Here is a 16,676-nt window from a genome sequence, read left to right as displayed (position 1 = left end):
TTTCGCTGTATATGGATACAGTAGTCGTCAAGACAACTTAACGTGAAGGCATGTGAGGTGGTGAATGGCCGTCGAAGTGGTATACCGCAGCAGCCGAGATCTGGAGCGCTTGTTCATGGATAAAGCCGAAGCTGATCGTCATGACAAAATGCTCGAACTGGCCGAATATCTGGCCGATGTGCTGCAAAAAGCCGTTCCGTCCCTGACCGAACAGCAAGTGGAAGAAGCCGGGATCTACATGGCGAAGAATCGCGATGTGTTCGCCAGAGCGTTCAAGAGCCAGCCCGATGCGCTGTCGGAGCTGATCAATGCGCCGGCCGAGCCTGTCGAAAAAGCTGAAGCGGCAGAACCTGACGAGGCGCCGGCGAAGCCAGCCAAAGCAGCGAAAGCGCCGAAGTAATCAGAAAGATCGCAGCCTTCGGCAGCTCCTGCATTCAGAGATACAAGGAGCTGCCGAAGGCTGCGATCTTTTGCTTTCAGCGATACAAAACCTTTTCGGCCAACTCATCCGCCACCCGCGCCGGCGAACGTTTTTCCGCCTGAGCATGGGCAAAGACTTCGGTCAGCCGCGAACTGATTTTCGACAGATGCGCCGTAATCGTCGGCAACTCCTCGCCACGATGTTTCAGCGAAACGTAAATCAGCCCGCCGGCATTGATCACATAATCCGGCGCATAAAGAATCCCGCGTCGTTCCAGTTGATCCGCCACGTCCAGATGGGAAAGTTGATTGTTCGCCGAACCGGCCACCGCCGAGCAGCGCAGCTGTGAAACGCTGTGACTATTAAGCACCCCGCCCAACCCGCACGGCGCGAGAATGTCGCACGGCGTGCTGAGCAATGCATCGTTGGCGATCGGGTGAGCATTGAGCTGTTCCATTGCCAGCTGCACCTTGCCGTGGTCGATGTCACTGACCAGCAACTCGGCGCCGGCAGCGTGCAGTTGCTCCGCGAGTGCAAAACCGACATTGCCAAGCCCCTGGATGGCGACGCGCAGACCTTCGAGGTTGTCGCTGCCCAGGCGCGCCATCGCCGTGGCGCGAATGCCGGCGAATACGCCCATGGCCGCATGCGGCGCCGGGTCGCCTGCCGAGGTGGTGCTGGTAACGTGGCGGGTCTGCTGGGCAATGCAGTCCATATCCGCCACTGAAGTACCGCTGTCGATGGCGGTGATATAGCGGCCGTCGAGTTGCTCGATGCAACGTCCGAAAGCCTCGAACAACGCGGCGCGATTCTCGACATGGGCCGGGCGCACGATCACCGCCACCCCGCCGCCCTGCGCAAGGCCGGCGAGCGCCGCTTTGTAGCTCATGTTTTGCGCCAGGCGAATGGCGTCCTCGACCGCAGATTCGTCGTTGGGATAGGCAAGGTAACGGCACCCGCCCAGGGCTGGCCCCAGATGGCTGTTATGAATGGCAATGACCGCCTTCAACCCGGTTGCCGGGTCCACGCTCAGGTGCAGCGATTCCAGGCGAGTGCTTTGCATGAGAGCGAACATCGACAGGCTCCCGAATCACTTCTTGTAGAACGCCAGTATAGGCTTGCCCCTGAAAATTGCTGGCGCGCACCGGCATGAGCCGCCGAGCGGACAATGCTGCGCCGCTATAACTCGCGCTCAACGCGCCCGGCACTGGACGAACCACCCGGACGGGGCTAAAACGAGGCATTGGAGGGAGATTCAGATGAGTGCGCGCCAACGCTTTTTCGAATGCCTGCATCGTTCACCGCCGGCCCTGCTGGAAGCTGCGCTGTGGATAAGTGCCGAGCACGACAAAACCCTCGAACCCGAGGCATGGTTGCGCACCTTCAAGGATCTGCAACTACGCGTCAGCTATGGGCTGCCGATGCTGCCGGTCAGCGAACTGGCGCAACCGCTGTTGCGGCGCATGGTCGATCTCGGTTTCGCACAGGATGATTTCCTGCCGCTGCGCCCACAGGCGGCGCTGCTGCACCGCGTGTTGCACACCCAGCGCGGTCAGCCGCTGGCATTGGCGTTGATCGCACTGGAATTGGCGCGTGGGCTGGAGATTCCTTTGGTCGGGGTCAACTTCCCCGGACATTTTCTGCTGCGGGTACCCGGCGCCGACCACTTGCTCGACCCTTGCGGCGGGCGGCGACTATATCCCAATGACTGCCGAGAACTGTTGCAACGCCAATACGGGCCGAACATGCAGCTCAGCGCCGAACATTTGCTGAGCGCAACGCCGGTGCAGATGCTGCAACGTCTGTCACGCAACCTGCGCCAATTGCACCTGACCCACGACGATCACATCGCCGCGCTGATCGACGCAGAACGAGTGCTCGAACTGGGTGATGCGAAGGCCTCCGATTACATGGCCCGGGCCAGTCTGTATCAACGGCTGGACTGCCCGAACGCCGAGCGCTTCGACCTTGAGCACGCGCTGATGCTCAGTGAAGACCCGATCCAGCGCCTGCGCCTGACCGAACGCCTCGGCCATCTGCCGCCCAACTCCGTCGTGCATTGACCAGATTTTGTAGGAGTGAGCCTGCTCGCGATTGCGGTGTGTCAGGCGAAATTTTTTTGATCGTTCCCACGCTCCGCGTGGGAATGCCGCCCCGGACGCTCTGCGTCCAATGTGACGCAGAGCGTCACGAGATGCATTCCCACGCAGAGCGTGGGAATGATCATTTAGGGGTATCTGGTTGGTTGGCGGGATGGGCCTTGATGAACGCTGGATGTTCCAAAGCGAGCGCAGCAACGCGGCGGATTTTCGGGTAAGCCTCCAGCGAAACATTGAAGCGTTCTGCCGCATACAACTGCGGAATCAGATACACATCTGCCACGCACGGCCATTCGCCAAAACAGAAACCGCTGTCGCCGATCAACTGCTCCACTGTCGCCAGCCCTTGGCTGATCCAGTGACTGATCCACTCCACCACCTGCGTTTCATCCTGCCCGGACTGGCGCAGACGATTGAGTACGCTGACGTTGTGCAGCGGGTGCACGTCGCAGCCGATCACCGCCGCGACACCGCGCACCTGCGCGCGCGCCAGCAGATCATCCGGCAGCAACGGCACCTGCGGGTAACGCTCTTCCAGATACTCGATGATCGCCGGCGATTGAATCAGCAGCGCGCCGTCATCGGTGCGCAAGGCCGGCACCCGGCCCTGCGGATTGAGCGCCAGATACGCCGGTTGCCGATGTTCACCACCCGACGGTGCGATCAGGTTGACCGGCAGCGCCTGGTAATCGAGGCCCTTCAACGCCAGCGCAATGCGCACCCGGTACGACGAAGTGGAACGGTAATAGCCATAGAGATCCATAAGCCGCTCCTGTCAGCGCGCAGCGACCACGGTGCCGCGACATTCGCCGAAGCCGATCGAGGCAAAACCTTCGCGGGCGCAGCGGGCACGCAGGATGATTTCGTCACCGTCCTCAAGGAACTTGCGCACTTCGCCGGAGGCCAGTTCGATCGGCTTCTTACCGCCCTCAGTGATCTCCAAAAGGCTACCGAACTGGCCGTTTTCCGGGCCGGACAAAGTGCCCGAACCAAACAGGTCACCGGCCTGCAACTGGCAACCGTTAACGCTGTGGTGCGCGACCATTTGCGCGACGGTCCAGTACATGTAGCGGGTGTTGCTCAGGGTCAGGCGATGGGCGGGCAGGTCCTGCTCGCGCATGGTTTCGGTACGCAACAGCACTTCCAGCTCAATGTCGAAGGCGCCGCCATCCTGGTCACGCTTGTCGAGCAGGTACGGCAGCGGCTGCGGATCACCTTCAGGGCGGGCCGGTTGCGCCGTGCGGAATGGTTCCAGTGCTTCAGCCGTCACCACCCACGGCGAGACGCTGGTGATGAAACTTTTCGACAGGAATGGGCCGAGTGGCTGGTATTCCCAAGCCTGGATATCCCGCGCCGACCAGTCGTTGAGCAGGCAGAAACCGGCGATGTGCTCGGCAGCGTCACCGATGGCAATCGGCTCGCCCATCTCATTGCCTTGGCCGATCCAGATGCCCAGTTCCAGTTCGTAATCCAGACGCGCGCATGGACCGAATACCGGTTCAGTCTGCCCGGCCGGCAGCGTCTGGCCTTTCGGCCGGCGCACGTCGGTGCCGGACGCTCGCACTGTGGAAGCGCGACCGTGGTAACCGATCGGCACGTGCTTGTAGTTCGGCAACAGCGGGTTATCCGGGCGGAACAGTTTGCCGACATTCTGCGCGTGCTCGATGCCGACGTAGAAGTCGGTGTAATCGCTGATCCGTGCCGGCAGGTGCATCTGGCAATCGGCAGCCAACGGCAAGACTTTTGCGCCTTGCGCTTCGATGTTGCCGCGCAGGGTGCTGCCTTCACTGAACAGTTCGATCAGGCGTTCGCGCAGGGCCACCCGCGCCTCACGACCGAGTTCAAAGAACGCATTCAACTGCCCGCCGTGCATGGCTTCCACCGAACTGCGTGCGACACCGTCGAACAGACCGGCCTCGAGCGCCACCTGCAAATCGAAAATGTGCTCGCCGATCGCTACGCCCGCGCGAGGCGCCGAACTGTCCAGGCTGAACACGCCCAGCGGCAGATTCTGCAAGGGGAAATCGCTGTGACCGTTGGCCGAAGCGACCCAACTGCGGGGGATGGAATTCTGTGTCATGGGTTATCTCCGGGTCGGGTCGAACGTGGCGGGCAGCGTCGCCCAGCAAGCGTCGTAACTGGGTTGCAACTGTGGGCATTCGAGGGCGAAACGACTTGGACGAAGCACCTGGCTGGTCTCGAACATGAAGGCCATGGTGTTATCGATTTTTGCAGGTGCAAGCTCGGCGTTGATCGCCCTGGTGCAGGTTTCGCCGTCCGGGCCGTGGGCGCTCATGCAGCTGTGCAGCGAAGCGCCACCGGGCACGAAGCCTTCGGCCTTGGCGTCGTATTCGCCCCGGATCAGGCCCATGAATTCATTCATCAGGTTGCGATGGAACCACGGCGGCCGGAAGGTGTTTTCGGCGACCATCCAGCGCGGCGGGAAGATCACGAAATCGAGGTTGGCCAGACCGTGCACGCTGGTCGGCGAGGTCAATACGGTGAAGATCGAAGGATCGGGATGATCGAAACTCACCGTGCCGATGGTGTTGAAACGGCGCAGGTCGTATTTGTACGGCACGTTGTTGCCGTGCCAGGCGACCACATTGAGCGGTGAGTGATTGAGTTCGGTGGCCCATAAGTGGCCAAGAAATTTCTGCACCAAAGTAGTCGGTTGCTGCAGGTTTTCGTAGGCAGCGACCGGGGTGAGGAAATCCCGTGGATTGGCCAGACCGTTGCTGCCGATCGGCCCCAGATCCGGCAGGCGCAGCGGCGCGCCGTGGTTCTCGGCGAGGTAGCCGCGTGCCTGTGGATCGAGCAGTTCGACGCGAAATTTCAGGCCACGCGGCAGAACGACGATTTCCAGCGGTGCTACGTCCAGCACGCCCAATTCAGTGGCGATGCGCAGACGACCGAGTTGCGGCACCAGCAGCAGTTCTCCATCGGCGTTGAAGAACACCCGCTCCATCGAACGGTTGGCGGTGTAGTTATAGATGCTGATGCCGGACGGTTTCTCGGCGCCGGCGTTGGCCGCCATGCTGACCAGGCCATCGATGAAATCCGTCGGTTCGGTCGGCAGCTCCAATGGATTCCAGCGCAGGCGATTGGGGGTTACTTCACCCAACGGCCCGCCGGCCAGTTGCCGTTCCAGTTTGACGAACGCCGGGTGGTTGGCCGACGGCTGGATCCGGTACATCCAGGTACGCCGCGCTTCGCTGCGCGGCATAGTGAACGCGGTGCCGGAGAACAGTTCGGTATACAGGCCGTACGGGGCTTTTTGCGGGGAATTCTGGCCAACGGGCAGCGCGCCGGGCAACGCTTCAGTGCTGAATTCGTTGCCAAAGCCGGACTGGTAAACCAGGTCCTGCGCGGTTGAATCGAGGTTCATGGAGCCTCCTGAACAGGGAGTCGGCAGTGGCCCATCGCTCTGGATCAGAGGTCTCGGCACGCCGGGGTTGTTATTATCGTAATCTGATTACGCATAACGTAATTTGCTCGCTATCCAGCGTCAAGCTATAAAGACGCCCATTCGAACCGGAACCGCCAGCCCCATGGAAAAAACCAGCGACAGCAACGGCAAACAGAAAGTCCGCTCCGCCGAGGTCGGCACCGACATCCTCAAGGCCTTGGCCGAGTTGTCGCCGTCGACTTCGCTGTCGCGTCTGGCCGAACACGTGCAGATGCCGGCGAGCAAGGTGCATCGCTATCTGCAGGCGTTGATAGCTTCTGGATTTGCCGAACAGAACACCGCCACCAACCATTACGGCCTCGGTCGCGAAGCACTGCGCGTGGGCCTGGCCGCGCTCAACAGCATGGACGTGCTGAAAGTTGCCGCCCTGCCGCTGTCCGACTTGCGCGACGAACTCAACGAAACCTGCTTTCTCGCGGTGTGGGGCAATCAGGGCGCAACCGTGGTGCATATCGAACCGGCGGTGCGCGCGGTGACGGTGGTGACGCAATTGGGTTCGGTGCTGCCGCTGCTCAGCTCGTCCACCGGGCTGGTGTTCAGCGCTTACCTGCCGCATCGGGAAACCGATGAATTACGCGAGCAGGAGATCGCTGTCGCGGAGCATCCGCTCAAGGATGAAACAGCCTATGCAGCGCTGTGTGAACAGATACGCGAACGCGGTCTGCATCACGTGCATGGTTTGTTGATGCCGGGTGTGGATGCGCTTTCTGCGCCAGTGTTCAACGCGGTCGGGCAGATCGCTGCGGTGCTGACCATCGTCGGCCCGACCTCACTGTTCCACGCCGACGAAAACGGCCCGGCGGCGCAGCGTTTGTTGGCTGCGACCCGGGCCGTGAGTTGGCGCATGGGTTACGAAAGATAAATCAGACTATGAGCGCTCGAAACGGCTCAGCGAACCGTGGTCTTGCTTAATGCAGACTCAGCCTCTTGCATCAGTGCCTTGAAGAACCCGATCAGTTCATCGGCGGGGTCTTCATGGCCGGTGTAATACGTAACCAGCTCCGCGACCGTGCGGGCGTCTTCAAACAAACTCAGAAACGAGCGTTGCGCACGGCTAAGTTCTTTAGCCGGCGCCCCCGCCGCTGCAGCCTGACCCAATGTCAGCAGTCCGCTCAATACATCCTGCACATGCCCCAGCGCGGCGGAATAATCACCGCGTCGGTGCGACTGCGACGCGTCGTAGATGCTTTTCATCACCTGCACAGCCACCACCACAGTGCCTACGGGTGGCACCAGCAGGCTGACAATGTTTGCGGCCTTCAACAGATTTTCATAAACCACACCGGCGATTATTTCGTTGAGACTGGTGGTCCGTTCGTCGATGTCACTCAATACACGGCGCACTCGCTCGTCATGGAAAGTGAACAGATCGGGCAGTAACGAACGCTGCTGTGTGCGAATGACCGGTCGGGTATCAACCGTTGCGACCAGATTATCGAAGTAGTCATTGGTCACTTTCTGGTCAACCAGCAGTATCCGCTCGCTGTAATAGTTCCTGAACGGGCCTTTTCGAAAACGAATCGAAGGAATGAACTCAGCGATCGGCCGGAAGTTGACTTGATCCGGCGCGTCAGGCGTATAGAGCAAGTCGAAGAAACCTGACGACAACTTCAGTCGAAAAATATAAACGCCGCCAACCGCGCGGTCCCCAGGAGTCGTCAGACCCAGCGCGCCAATATTGAATTTATACAGCCCGATATCACCTTCGGCGGTGCTGGTCCCTACCGACTGATAACCGCCACTCTCTTTCAGGTTATCGATAACCTCTTGGACAGCAGAGAAAGACTCTGTCGATAATCTGCCGTTGGTGAAATCGGCAAACGCATTGCGATACATCTCACAGCGGATTTTCCGGGCGTGTACCGCGCGCTTGAAAGCGTGATCAGGATGCGCCTTGTTCAGATATTGCTCTTCCAGCATCGCGCTGTATCGGTCACCAGGGCGGAAGGTTTTCGATAGCGAAGACAAATCCCGGATATCCAGTTTTTCAACGAGGGGATGTCCATTCACCAAGTAATATTTGGGGCTGTACTTGGTTTCATAGGCCGGATGCACCGCTTCGAAAGCGAGTCCCTCAAGCAGGACGTCGGTAACGCTCTTACGAAACTCTTCGGTCTGAATAATGATCTGATCGGGATTGACCGAAACGTTGCTGCCACGCGAACGCAATAGGTCTTCTATCTGGGCTTTCACCGCGTCATAGGTGAACTGCTCGAAGGTCGGAAAACCATTGTCTCGTACATCAACCGTGGACAACGCCTTGAGTTCGGTTGTCAGACGCGAATAGCGCTTGCGCCCCTCAATGCCAAGCGCCCGATAAGCTGCCGGTGCAATGGCCTTGTGCAGCGCAACTTCGGCTCGGTAGGCGACATTTACGTAGTCCGCCAAAGGTGCCTTGGCGTTCAGATAAAGATCGACCGGCCGGCTATCAAGCGTGTAGCGGTAGCTCAGCTGAGTACCAGCGCTGCCAAGCAACTCACCCGCCTCGTGCAGGTAGTCGGGATGGATCATCAATGCGGCGTATTCACGATCCGCCGACAACGCCGACTCCAGCCAGCGGTTCGCCGCGTAGATATCGGAAAATTTCTGCAGTTCGAATTGCCCGTCAGCTGTTTTGACCAACATCAGCGACGGTGCGTATTCTTTGGCCGAAATCATCAGAACGTCTTTCAGCGCTGGCACTTGCAGCCTGATTTTCAAGCCCTGAATAGTCACCGCAGGGTCGTTGGCCATGGCGCGCGCGATGATGTTCGCATCGGTGGAATCCAGCTTCCCGGACTGGCGAGCTACAAAAACTGCAAACTCCATCTGGCTGAAGAGATAGTTGCGATAGGCCTCCTGCCAAGCAACCGACGGCGAGTAAGCAAGACTGCCGGTAAACTCCAGGCGCAGATTGCGATTTTCCAGCCACTGCTCGAGCGCTACTGCCGTCAGCCGACTTCCGTCGGGAGCGCCGATGATGGTCAGAGTCGCTTTGTAACCATTGTCGTGCAGACCGAAAACAAGAAACTCCGTCAGCGTCCGGGTTTCTTCCTGTTCGATGGTCCGTCCGGCAACTTGCAAAGTGTACGAGCTATGGACACTGATCGCTTCAGGATCCAGGCGTTCGTCAAAGGCCCTCTGCGCCCATGCGGCGAACGTGCGCACCACATAGTCCTTGAAAGAAAAACACGTATCGAACGCGCTCGAATATGCAGCCTCATACTGGTCTTTGGATTCTTCAAGCTCGCTATAACGTTGTTGAACATCGCTACCAGCGGCATGCAGCCAAAGCGGCCAGTCGGTGCGCTTCAGTGCTGCCCAAAGCAGATAAAAGCGGGTGTCGATGCCGTAACGCAGCACATGCAGGCGTTGATTCTCCTGAAGCATGGAGGTCAGCGGTTTTTCCAGTTGTGCCTGGCCACTGATCAAGGTTGCCACGCTTTCAAGCTGACCTTTGAGGTGAGCCTCTGCACAAAACGCATGAGGATTTTGCGTGGCTTTCGGATAACTGATCTGCTCGCTACGCAGGGAAAGTCGCTGCTGAAGTTTGCTGTGCAAATCGGTATTTTTTTCAAAGAACTCAAAGCCGTTTTCCGGCGTGTGCAGCAGATAGGAAGTCGACTCGTTGACCAGTTGCATCTCTGCGACCGCACGCTCGGCGTTGTCCAGAACGAAACAGGGCTGGCGCACCAGAAGATAATCCTGTGCCGGTTGCAGGTTGACTTCAAACGCTGCGCGACCGGCATCTGCTTCCAGCAGATGAGCGAATCGCTCGCCCAATCGGGCATCGAAGTTGTTGGCCATGACCGACAGCGACAGCTCTGCACCGGTGACCACGGCATAGGCCTTGATGAAAGCCTGTTTGTTCGACAGCGGTGCATTGTCGGCATGGACGGGTTTCGCTGGCGCAGCCCAGAACTTTGCGATCTCGGCTCGCAATGTTTTTTCCAGTCCGGCAGTTACAGCAGCGATCAGATCTTCAACAACAATGGTGTTGAGCACCTTGACTTTGAATTGCTCACTGAACGTATCCGGCAGAACAAAAACCCCATCGCCACCCATAATATAGGCAGGACTTACATGGTTATTCAGACAATGAACCGTTACCTCCCAAAGAGTGCCTGATGGCCGATTTTCATCGGCAGGGAAAGCAGGATCCGTATTGATATAGACCTTGTCGATATCAACTGTTTTGCCCAGACGCTTCAGTTCACCCTCAAGCATGCTGCGCAGAATATCCAGCACGCTCGGCATGGCGTCGATGATCTTGAACAGATCGGTTTTAGCCTGTGTTGCCTTTTCCCACTCTTCCGGCCAGGTAACCTGCTCACCGAAAGAACCACGCATCAAACTTTTATATAACTTGGCCACAAACTTTCCTTACTTGATTATCCAGAGCTGCAAGTGCAGCCACCGCCGATAATTGCAAGGTAGTTTCTTTTTCAGCCGACATGAAGCTCGAACAAATTACAAAACATGCCACCACCAACGTAAACCATGTTGCGCTACTGAAATTTACAAAGCTAAACCAGTATCCCCATCAACTTGGCTTTCGCCACAGCCTGGGTTCTGCGTTCTACACCCAACTTACCGTTAATCCTTCTCGCATGGGTTTTTACTGTATGTAATGAAATAAACAGTTGTTCGGCAACTTGCTGATTAGAAGCCCCTTGAGCAATCAACATCAGCACTTCGCGTTCGCGCCGACTGAGGCCAGGCGCCTGTTCATCGTTATCCCGCGGCCAGGCAGAAACCTCCTTGCCAGACCCAGTGCCGAGGCTTCCTCGGCGTAATTCCCACTCGCGCACGGCTTGCTGCAATCGGCAACGCTCCGCCAGCGTTGCGGCTCGCTGGAACGCTTGCTGCGCCGCTACCGTGTCACCGTGCGCTTCGGCCAACTGGGCGAAGGCCAGCAACAGCTCCGTTTCCGCCGCCAACATGCCTTTGGCCTGAGCGCGCTTCAACAATTGCTCAATGGTGGGCAAAGCGCTTTCGTCCGGGTCCGATTGCGCATTCGCGCAGGCCAGCAGGTATTCGATGCGAATAATCAGTTCGAACGTCGCGGGTGGCGCCTGCAACGCCGAAGGTCCCCGGTAATGCCGTAACAGTCGGCTCAACGCTTCTTGCACGAGATGCGGTCGGCCCTGTTGCAACCAGAACTGGCTGCTCACCTGCAACACAACACCGCGATAGACCGTATCGGGAATCTGCCGCTGCTGCATGACCCTTTCGGCCTCGCGCAGGCGTTCGAAAGCGCAGGCATAATCGCCGCGATTGCCGGCCAGTTGTGCCTGCCCCAGATAACCATACAAGACCCGCTTGTCGTGGCTGCGCAAGCAATCTTCAAGGCCTTGACTGAACAACTGCGCAGCCTGCGCTTCAAGTCCCATGCACAGCGCCAGTCGTCCGCGCCGCAGGGCAATCCGGCCGAGCAGTGGCACGGGCACTGTGGCGCGCTGGCGCAGCAAGTGCTCGATCTCCACCAGCAGGCTTTCGGCACGCAAAGGCGCGCCCCGCTGCTCGAGCCATTGCGCATGGTCAAGCTCAAGCAAGCCTTCGAACAGCAAGGAGCCATGAGACCGCGCCAGGCACAGCGCCTCGCGGTTGAGGGCATGGGCCTGATCAAGCTCACCGCACAGCAACGCCTGCTGGGTCAGTCCTGACAGGCACATCAGACGCGCCTGCCAGGCCTCGTCAGCCAGCGCAGACAAAGCCTCCTGAAAGCAGGCGCGTGCCGGCTCCATTTGCCCTTGCAGGTGAAAAAGCCACCCCTGTTGCGCCTGCCAGCGGGCCAGCAGTTGCTGCTCCAGCTGCGCTCTCGGTTGCGGCATGAAGCGGCCGAGATGAGCCAGACATTGCCCGGCCTGTTCGAACCGACCGGCAAACAGCAAGGCTCCGGTAACCAGCCCGATCAGCTGCGGTGTCATCAGGGTCAGCTCCTGACTTTGTTGCTCGTGCAAACGCAACAGCAGGACGACGGTCTGGTCTTCGAACAGATCCTCGAAGCTGAAATACTGCAACAGGCTGACGGCAGTTTCGTATTCCTCGGCCAACAACGCTTGCTCGAACGCCGCTCGCCAATCCTGCGTCGCGCTGAACCACTGACAGGCGCGCCGGTGCCAGGAACGCGCACACGGCCAGTGCGACTCCTGGATGATTCGTGACAGCGGGCGGAACACCTGGAGCCAGTCAGCGGACGCTTGCCAAGGCTCGATGAAGCAGCCCAACACCTGCAGATCGTGCAGCAGCTGAGCGCCTTCGCCAGGGCCGAATAAATGCTCGCATAACGGCGCGTTGAACCGTGGCAGGTGAGCCAGCACACGCCATGCCTCGTCCTGTTCCGGCGTCAGGTTGCTGAACAGTTCGTGCTGCAGATAATCGAGCAGAGTGTCGACACGCTGCTGCGGTTGCAGGTTTTGCGACCAGTCGCACTTTTGCAGGAGCGCCATGCGCGCGCCCGCGCACCAACCGCCAGTACGCTGGATGATACGGGTGGCGACACGGTCCGCCTGGTCAGGCGGCAAATGGTGCAACACCGATACAACTTCATCGTGAGTCAGCGCCAGGCTGGCGCTCTCGAATTCGTAGAGTTCGTCATCGAGCAACAGGCGCGGCCAGTTGCACTGCGGCCGGCGGCGAGTGCTGATCCACCAGGTGAGCGCAGGGCTGCTGACCGCCAGCAAGCGATCCAGCAGAGCATCCACAGCCGGATCCGGCAGCCGACTGTAATCGTCGATAAACAGCGACGTCGGCCTCGACCAATGGGCCAGCTCCGCCATCAGCTGCCTATCATCAAGGCCTTCGACCAGCCCGAGCGCCTGCGTCAGACGCCGGCAAAATTCATCGGCGCTGAGCGCTGCTCCCGCCAGCGGCAGCCAGATTGCCTCGCACTCCGCGCGCACCTGAAGAAGACATTCGGTGAGCAGTGCGGTTTTGCCACTGCCTGCCGGCGCGCACAACAGCCTGACCCGTGCGTTCGATGTCAGCAAAGGCGCAGTCAAGCGACTGCGAGGCTGATGATGTGAAGAAAGCCTGGGCAAAAATCCGGGTCGATCCAGGCACGGGGTCATGGCGGTCATCGGGTGAGCCTTCTTATCGTTGTGCGCTCACCCTAGCCCTCTCCCGCGCCCTTGTTGACGAGTATTCAGCACGCTGATTGATGGCCATAAAAAAGGCGACCGTGCGGTCGCCTTTTGTCCAGCGGTACAGCAGAGCCGTTAGCGCACGCCCTCGGCGCGCAGGGCCGAAGGTGTGTAATCGGCAGCCTTGGCTTCAAAACCGAATTCGAAGCTGTGCTTCTCTTCGTTCTTCATGCCCAACGCAATGTAGCGGCCGGCAATGATGTCGTAGAGCGCTTCCAGCGTGTAAGCCTGAGCCTGATGATCGTAGTAGTACTGCGCGTGACCTTCGGCAACGCGCCACAGTTGCCCGCGACCGTCGTAGTGATCGGCCAGTGCCACTTGCCAGCTGTCCTCGTCGATGTACATGTGGCGCTTGGCGTAGATGTGCCGCTCGTTCGGTTTCACCGTGCCGATCACTTCCCAGACGCGGTGCAGTTCGTAACGGGTCAGATCCTGATTGATGTGCCCGGCCTTGACGATGTCGTCGTACTTGAGCTTCGGCGAGTCGAGCTTGTAGCTGTTGTAGGGAATGTACATTTCCTTCTTGCCGACCAGTTTCCAGTCATAGCGATCCGGCGCGCCGGAGAACATGTCGAAGTTGTCGGAAGTCCTCAGGCCATCGGCCGCTGTACCCGGACCGTCATAGGCCACTTGCGGTGCGCGACGTACGCGGCGTTGACCGGCGTTGTAGATCCACGCCAGACGCGGTTCCTTCACCTGATCGAGAGTTTCGTGCACCAGCAGCACGTTACCGGCCAGCCGCGCCGGAGCAGTCACCGATTGCTTGAAGAAGGTCAGCACGTTGGCAGCTTTTTCCGGATCGATGTCCTTCATCAGTTGCGGCACGGCGATCTCTTCTTCGAAACGGATCGGCGTGTAGCTGCCGTTGGTCTGCGGCGTGACCTGGGTGATGATCCGCCGCAAGTTGCCGCCGTGATAACGGGTGATGTGGTTCCACAGCACCTCGACGCCGTTCTTTGGAATCGGGAAGGCGTAGTAACGATTGCCAGTGAAATTGGCCAGGCCGTTGCCGTCATTGATCGCGTTGACGTTCAGCGCACTGCGCTTGGCCGACTCGTAGATTTCCGCCGGCGCGCCCACGGTGCGGTGGGTCGGGTAGACCGGGATCTTGTAGGTTTCCGGGTAGCGCTTGAACATCGCCACCTGGCCATCGGAGAGTTTGCTTTTGTACTGCTCGACGTTCGCGGCGGTGATGGTGAACAGCGGTTTTTCGATGGCAAACGGGTCGGCGAGGAAGCCCTTGCTGTCCACCGCACCGGCGTTTTTCGGGATGCCGCCGGTCCAGGCCGGAATCGATCCGTCCGCATTGCCGGCCTTCTCGGCGCCAAGCGGGGTCAGGCTGGTGCCGAGCTTGTTCGCTTCATCCGGCGACACCGCCGCCATCACGTTGGCCGCCAGCAGACTCAAGGCCAGCACGCCACATTGCAGAATCGTTTTGCGCATTGCAGTCATCCTTCTCGGGCAGATCAGAAGTTCACGCCGAAGCTCAGGGCCACGAAGTCACGGTCTTCGAGGACGTTGTAGTCGCCACCGAAAAAGTCGGTGTAACTCAGGCTTGCGGTGTAGGTGTTGCGGTAGTCGGCATCGACGCCGAAGCTGATGGCTTTCGCACCTTCGTTGAACAGTCCGTTGGGGCCGTAACCGGCGACGTCGTGCGACCACGACAGGTTGGGTTTGAGGTTGATCCCGCCGATGACGTTGGCGTAATCGAGAATCGCCCGGGCGCGATAGCCCCACGAAGTCGAGGTGACGAAACCGTCGGTGTCGCCGCCGAAACCGTACTGGCCGTAGACCGAATCACGGCCATAACGCAGCTCACTGCGTGACTCCAGACCACCGACATGCACCACCGCCGCTTCGCCGACCACGGTCAGGCGTTCGGCGCCGAGCACCTGATCGAAGAAGTGTGTGAGGGTGCTTTGGATCTGCGTGACTTCCTTGCGCCGGTAGCCTTTGTTGTCGGCACCCGGCGAAGTGGCGAGTGGCGATGCGGTGCCGCCGGCAATCGGGTTGACCAACGCCAGGGTGAGATCGTTGGTGTTGACCTGCACCGGCGCGTTCGGCCGGTAGCTGATCTCGCCGGTCCACGCGGTGCCGGTGGGCAGGGTGGTGGAGAAACTCGCGCCGTACAGGCGAATGTCTTCCGGATATTCGAGGTAATACTGACCGCGCCCGAGCATCACGCTTTGCGCCAGCCCCGCACCACTGCCAGGCGCGAGGCCGTTGGCGATGCCGACCAGGCCAGGCAACGCCGCCAGTGTCGACAGCCCCGCCGTAGTGGTGCCGACCGTCGGCGTACGGCTGTGGTAGTTCATGAAGTAGAGGCCGTACTCGGTGTCGTCGCCGAGCCAGCGCAGCGCCGTGCCCCACTGCCCGGAATCGCGCGCATCGCGATCACCGCCACGGGGGATCACCACGCCCTCGCGGGTGACCTGAATGCCTTGGCCGAACGCGGTGGTCAGCGGCACCAGTGGCGCCACCGCTGGGCTGCCGACGGTGTAGCCGTTGTTGCAACCGTCCGCCGCCACGTCGACGCCGAAGAACGTGCCGCAGTTGTCGAGAACTGTCTGGTCCCACTCCAGTTGGTAGAAGCCTTCGACCGAAAGTTTGTCGGTCAGGCTCTGCGAGCCAAACAGCATGTTCACCGGAATCAAGCCTTCCTTGATCTCGGCACCGGGGCGGCGGAACGCCGAGACGTCGACCGGGTTGATGCTGTTGATCGAGTTGCCGATGAAGGTACTTTCGCCCCAGCTCACCACCTGCTTGCCGGCCCGCACGGTGCCGGGCAGATCGGCGATGGCATAGTTGTGATAGACGAAGGCATCGAGGATCTGCGCGCCGGAAGACTTGGCGCCTTCCTTGCGGCCGCTGTCGCTGATCTGTTTGAACTCGCGGTCTTCGTCCTTGAGTTCGAAGTCGTACCAGTATTTGCCCCGGACGAACACGCCGGTATCGCCGTACTTCAGTTCGAGGTCATGGATGCCCTTGAAGATTTTCGAGAAGGTTTCGCCTTTCTTGAAATTCAGGCGCCCGTCATCGCCGGTGGACGATTGTCCGCTGCCGCCATTGACCGTACCGACCAGCGAGTTGTCGGCATCGCGCAGGCCCCAGCTCGCGCCGACCGAAAGTGACGAGTCGAAGGTGCCTTCGATTTCGCCGATGTTGAAGGCGACCGCTTGCGCCTGGGCGCCGCAACCCAGAGCCACCGCAGCGGCCAGCGCCTGCGGTGTGAAGATGGCGCGCATTGTTGTTTTTGTCATGCGTCTTCCCCGGTGAGTGACAGAAGGCCCCACCCTACTGCCGGGTGAAGCGGTCGATAAGCGCACCAAGGAGGTATTTGCGTTGTCGCTCGAAAGGATGAGTGACCTTGTACGGCGGGGCCTGGGGCGGTTCATGGGCTGGCTGGATAGCGCGTCATCAGCGCCATCCATGGGCACCCCACTGTTGCGTGCCCCGTAACAGTGCATGTCTGGAAACGGTATTTTTCCTACAGACTCAAGCCCGTATTCTGAGCGCGCTTTCCCGGCACACGCCGCAAAGCGCGAAGCCCGCTACGCTGAATC

General features: G+C 59.7%; 10 protein-coding genes and 1 pseudogene. 3 read left to right on the top strand and 8 right to left on the bottom strand.

The genetic code is table 11. From position 1 onward, the window contains the following. Positions 1–64: 64 nt before the first annotated feature. Positions 65–319 (top strand): annotated as a pseudogene (locus BXA01_RS20810) (YebG family protein); the annotation flags it as partial. Positions 320–476: 157 nt separating this feature from the next. Here the strand turns inward: BXA01_RS20810 and BXA01_RS20805 are convergent. Then, a complete protein-coding gene (locus tag BXA01_RS20805; protein WP_041479665.1) occupies positions 477–1,496 on the bottom strand; it encodes a Glu/Leu/Phe/Val dehydrogenase family protein in 1,020 nt (339 codons plus the stop codon). 184 nt (positions 1,497–1,680) lie between these two features. On the opposite strand from BXA01_RS20805, the gene BXA01_RS20800 reads away from it, so the two are divergent. Further along, the gene (locus BXA01_RS20800) at positions 1,681–2,484 is read left to right on the top strand and encodes a SirB1 family protein (RefSeq protein WP_076565913.1); all 804 of its coding nucleotides are present in this window, start codon (positions 1,681–1,683) and stop codon (positions 2,482–2,484) included. A gap of 160 nt (positions 2,485–2,644) precedes the next feature. Here the strand turns inward: BXA01_RS20800 and maiA are convergent, their stop codons facing one another. From maiA to hmgA, 3 genes are read right to left on the bottom strand one after another with little or no spacing between them, the layout of a single operon-like run. After that, a complete protein-coding gene (maiA, locus tag BXA01_RS20795) occupies positions 2,645–3,283 on the bottom strand; it encodes a maleylacetoacetate isomerase (protein ID WP_076565911.1) in 639 nt (212 codons plus the stop codon). A gap of 12 nt (positions 3,284–3,295) precedes the next feature. Beyond that, complete coding sequence (fahA, locus tag BXA01_RS20790) at positions 3,296–4,600, bottom strand: fumarylacetoacetase (RefSeq protein ID WP_076565909.1); 1,305 nt, start codon at positions 4,598–4,600, stop codon at positions 3,296–3,298. A 3-nt stretch (positions 4,601–4,603) separates the two neighbouring features. Then, positions 4,604–5,908, bottom strand: coding sequence for a homogentisate 1,2-dioxygenase (hmgA, locus tag BXA01_RS20785; protein ID WP_076565907.1), 1,305 nt, complete (start codon positions 5,906–5,908; stop codon positions 4,604–4,606). A gap of 163 nt (positions 5,909–6,071) precedes the next feature. On the opposite strand from hmgA, the gene BXA01_RS20780 reads away from it, so the two are divergent. After that, positions 6,072–6,851 (top strand): IclR family transcriptional regulator, encoded by a 780-nt coding sequence (locus BXA01_RS20780; protein WP_076565905.1) that lies wholly within the window; start codon positions 6,072–6,074, stop codon positions 6,849–6,851. 26 nt (positions 6,852–6,877) lie between these two features. On the opposite strand, the gene BXA01_RS20775 is transcribed toward BXA01_RS20780, so the two are convergent. The 4 genes from BXA01_RS20775 to BXA01_RS20760 form a co-directional block, all read right to left on the bottom strand. Next, complete coding sequence (locus tag BXA01_RS20775; protein WP_076565903.1) at positions 6,878–10,342, bottom strand: dermonecrotic toxin domain-containing protein; 3,465 nt, start codon at positions 10,340–10,342, stop codon at positions 6,878–6,880. A 152-nt stretch (positions 10,343–10,494) separates the two neighbouring features. Further along, positions 10,495–13,050: a LuxR C-terminal-related transcriptional regulator gene (locus BXA01_RS20770; protein WP_076565901.1), complete on the bottom strand. Its 2,556-nt coding sequence runs from the start codon at positions 13,048–13,050 to the stop codon at positions 10,495–10,497. Positions 13,051–13,188: 138 nt separating this feature from the next. Continuing rightward, positions 13,189–14,556, bottom strand: a complete 1,368-nt coding sequence (locus tag BXA01_RS20765; RefSeq protein WP_076565899.1) for a DUF1329 domain-containing protein — start codon at positions 14,554–14,556, stop codon at positions 13,189–13,191. Between the two features lie 23 nt (positions 14,557–14,579). After that, the gene (locus tag BXA01_RS20760; RefSeq protein ID WP_076565897.1) at positions 14,580–16,373 is read right to left on the bottom strand and encodes a DUF1302 domain-containing protein; all 1,794 of its coding nucleotides are present in this window, start codon (positions 16,371–16,373) and stop codon (positions 14,580–14,582) included. Between the last annotated feature and the right edge of the window lie 303 nt (positions 16,374–16,676).

It is taken from the genome of Pseudomonas sp. B10, assembly GCF_900156235.1.
In the GTDB taxonomy this organism is placed as follows: Bacteria; Pseudomonadota; Gammaproteobacteria; order Pseudomonadales; family Pseudomonadaceae; genus Aquipseudomonas; species Aquipseudomonas siliginis.
The sequence above is the reverse complement of the archived record's forward strand: the minus strand, read 5'-3'. Positions and strand labels throughout refer to the sequence as shown.